3 protein-coding genes are annotated in these 2,559 nt (G+C 70.9%); 2 read left to right on the top strand and 1 reads right to left on the bottom strand.

The genetic code is table 11. The annotated features are described in order from the left end of the window. On the top strand, positions 1 to 467 hold a 467-nt coding region (locus PROKR_RS17790; protein ID WP_036965260.1), incomplete at its 5' end, for a hypothetical protein. 137 nt (positions 468 to 604) lie between these two features. Here the strand turns inward: PROKR_RS17790 and PROKR_RS17785 are convergent. Beyond that, positions 605 to 1,927 (bottom strand): glycoside hydrolase family 10 protein, encoded by a 1,323-nt coding sequence (locus PROKR_RS17785; protein WP_036965257.1) that lies wholly within the window; start codon positions 1,925 to 1,927, stop codon positions 605 to 607. 240 nt (positions 1,928 to 2,167) lie between these two features. Between PROKR_RS17785 and PROKR_RS35295 the strand changes: the two genes are divergently transcribed. Then, on the top strand, positions 2,168 to 2,559 hold a 392-nt coding region (locus PROKR_RS35295), incomplete at its 3' end, for a hypothetical protein (RefSeq protein WP_036965319.1).

Raw genomic sequence — 2,559 nt, 5'->3', positions numbered from 1 at the left:
TCGCACGGCAGGCCTGGCGGGCACGCACCGCGGACCCCGCGCGCGAGCAGGGGTCAGCGATGGTCGAGTTCCTCGGCGTCGCGCTGATCCTGCTGATCCCGCTGGTCTACCTCGTGGTCACGCTCGGTCGCGTCCAGGCCGGCGCGTTCGCCGCTGAGGGCGCCGCGACGAGCGCGGTCCGCGCCCTGGTCACGGCCGAGTCCGCGGCCGCCGGTACCAGCCGGGCCGACGCCGCGGTGCGCCTCGCCCTGACCGATCAGGGCTTCGCGCCCGGCGAGGGCAGGCTCACCCTGGAGTGCTCGCAGTCCCCGTGCCTGACGCCCGGCGGCTCCGTGGCTGCTGTCGTCCGCGTCGAGGTACCCCTGCCCCTGCTGCCCGAGGCCGTGCGGGGTTGGGTGCCGCTGGCGGTCCCCGTGGAGGCGGCCCGGACCGGAACGGTCGACGAGTACGCGGCGGTCCGGTCCTGAGGAGCGGTGGCGGGGCGCGGACGTGACGACGGTCCGCACCCCGCCGGGGTGCGGACCGCCGTCGTCCTGCACGGCCGAGCGGCCGCGTCCGGGCCAGGGTCAGCCCGGCGGGTGGTCGAGCGTCAGGTAGTTGAGCGTCAGGTGGTCGAGCAGGTCGCCGTCGGCAGGGTGGTGCTGCCGTTCTTGTAGACCGTGATCCCGAACGAGTTCCCGTTCCCGTTCGGCGTGGCCGTCAGGGTCCCGCTGGTGCCGGAGACCGTGGCGTTCCAGGAGTTCTGCAGGCTCTGCGCGCCCTGCAGCTGGATCGCGACGCGCCAGGTGGAGCTCCCCGAGACCGCGAGCGAGACGTTGAAGCGGTCGGACCACTCCTCGGCGCGGGTGACGGTGACCGTGCAGCCGTCACCGGGCTGCGGGTTTCCGGTCCCGCCCGCGTTCAGGGCGTCCAGCGTGTAGTTGTAGGCGAGCTTCTTGTTGCCGTTGCCGTCGAAAAGGAGCGGGGTGTCACCGGACCGCCACGAGTCGGAGTCCCGCACGCCCCACACACTGATGCCGGTGCAGCGAGACACGGCGAGGCAGGCCTGGACGATCCCGCGGTACTGCTCGGCCTGAGAGGTGCCGGAGCCTGCGATGTCGAGCTCGGTGATCTGGACGTCCACGCCCAGAGCCGCGAAGTTGCCGAGGGTGGTGTGATAGTTGCTGGGTACCGGGTTGCCGCTGTTGAAGTGGGCCTGGAAGCCGACGCAGTCGATCGGGACGCCGCGGGACTTGAAGTCGCGGACCATGTTGTACACGGCCTGGGTCTTGGCGTGGCTCCAGTTGTCCGTGTTGTAGTCGTTGTAGCAGAGCTTGGCGTTCGGGTCGGCTGCCCGGGCGGCGCGGAACGCCGCCTCGATCCAGTCGTTGCCGGTGCGCTGCAGGTTCGAGTCGCGGCGCGCGCCGGAGGATCCGTCGGCGAACGCCTCGTTCACCACGTCCCAGGAGTGGATCTGGCCGCGGTAGTGAGTGGCCACCTGGGTCACGTGGTTGAGCATCGCGGACCGCAGTGCGGAGCCGCTCATGTTCTGCATCCAGCCCGGCTGCTGCGAGTGCCACGCCAGCGTGTGTCCCCGGACCTGCTTGCCGTTGCTCCGTGCCCAGCTCACGATGCGGTCACCGTTGGTGAAGTTGAACTGGTTCTGGTTCGGCTCGGTGGCGTCCAGCTTCATCTCGTTCTCGGCGGTGACCATGTTGAACTCGCGGTTCGCGATGGTGGTGTACGCCGTGTCGGAGAGCTTGTTCGCCGCGATCGCCGTGCCGAAGTACCGGCCCGACTCCGCGGCGGCGGCCTGCAGGGTGCTGCCGGCGGCCTGGGCGGACGTCGCCGCGATGCCTGCGCTGAGCACCAGGGCGGTCAGCGTGGCGAGCGAGACCACTCCGAGCGTGCGCCCGCGGCGCCTTGGGGTGAGCGTTCGGGTCATCATCGTTGATCCCCTTCGGGTAGGACGTGCCGTCGTTGGCCCGTCGGACGTGGAAAAGGATTTCTATGGCTCCCACCAGGTGTCAAGGGTTTCGCTAAACGTTTTCGAAGATCGGACGAATCTAAACGATTAGGTCGCCGTGACGCGTCGAGCCGACGGCTCCCAGGGTGGTCCGCACCCTCGCGGAACGGTTGTCCACACCCTCCCCGGGCCGTGGTCCGCGCCCGGCGACACAATGGGCGGATGACCCCCGCCGACCGCCCCGATGCCTGCCGGCGTGACCCCGAGAGCGGCCGCATCATGCTGCTCACCTCGGCCTTCGTCGCGTTCGCGCTGATGCTCGTCGCGGTCGTCGCCTCGGCGAGCGCTGTGCACCTGGACCGGAAGGCCCTGTACGACGTCGCGGACCTGGCCGCCGCCGACGCCGCGGACGCGATGTCCCCAGACGCGTTCTACACGGGCGGTGCGGCGCGGGCCGATGATGCCCCGCTCACGCTGTCGGACGCCGCGGTGCGCACCGCCGTCGAGCAGTACCTCGCCGAGCACACACCGGGGCTGCCCGTTGCGGTGACCGGGGCGTCGTCGCCGGACGGGCGGTCCGCCCGGGTGACGCTCGCGGCCGTGTCCCGCCCGCC

It is taken from the genome of Promicromonospora kroppenstedtii DSM 19349, assembly GCF_000515355.1.
GTDB lineage: Bacteria > Actinomycetota > Actinomycetes > Actinomycetales > Cellulomonadaceae > Promicromonospora > Promicromonospora kroppenstedtii.
The sequence above is the reverse complement of the archived record's forward strand: the minus strand, read 5'-3'. Positions and strand labels throughout refer to the sequence as shown.

What these genes read in the sequence shown, in the direction of transcription:
- PROKR_RS17785 (WP_036965257.1), bottom strand. Translation starts at nt 1,927, where the DNA reads ATGATGACCCGAACGCTCACCCCAAGGCGCCGCGGGCGCACGCTCGGA.